Genomic DNA, 769 nt, shown 5'->3' with positions numbered 1-769 from the left:
CTTTGAAGTCTTATCAACGTCGTCTGTTGTTCAGCATCAACCGTAAAAGTGCTTTCAATCACACCACTCGTATCGGATAAATATTCACGCACACGCTGCATCATCACACGGGCGCTATTATTCACGCTGCTAGGGCGCTGTCCTTTTGACCAATCAATCAAATCATCACAATAGGCATTCAAGGAGGCATTTAAAGACCAATCATAGATCGTCGACATTTTAACCTCATGTCTTAATCGCAAACAGAACACTCACATTTACTGGACGCGTCTCGCCTTCACCAGTGCTCTCCAAAACAACCTCTTGGCTCTCATCAAGAGTATGAGAACTTACAATGTAGCCTCCTAAATTCTCACGCTCTATGCCCATAAAATTCGCTAGAGAGCTCCCCCCAAACAAGCCTAGACGATAGCCCAACACATCCGTCGTATTCCCATCCCAAAAGTTTTCGTTGCTGGTAAAATGAGACATCGAAAGGCTCTGTCCTTGATGTTGGTGAGACTCGATTAAATCTGTTTGCACACTTGCAAAAGAACGCCCCTCATCAATATTGCGCCCTCCATCAACACCCCGTAAAAACATCCCTCGAAAATCGGGAACATTAAATGTCGTAACACCATCTCCTTCTCCCCAAACCGTTCCTATCGTCTCAAATAAATCACGATAATCACGACGCAAATAAGCCTTCCCATCGCAAATTAACCAATCCTTTGGAATCCCGCGCATTCCAAAGGTTCCTATAAAACCCGTGGGATAAAGACTGCTTTCT

Annotated in this window: 1 protein-coding gene and 1 pseudogene; both read right to left on the bottom strand. The window is 44.5% G+C overall.

Features of this window, described 5'->3' with window-relative positions:
* A pseudogene (locus tag ACFIKB_RS09490) lies at window positions 1–218 on the bottom strand (phage tail protein); the annotation flags it as partial.
* Window positions 219–225: 7 nt separating this feature from the next.
* A partial coding sequence (locus ACFIKB_RS09485) for a phage tail protein (protein ID WP_375653509.1) occupies window positions 226–769 on the bottom strand: 544 nt, incomplete at its 5' end.

The organism is Bartonella sp. MR110HLJHH (assembly GCF_042194225.1).
GTDB lineage: Bacteria > Pseudomonadota > Alphaproteobacteria > Rhizobiales > Rhizobiaceae > Bartonella > Bartonella grahamii.
This window is presented reverse-complemented; position numbering and strand designations above follow the sequence as displayed.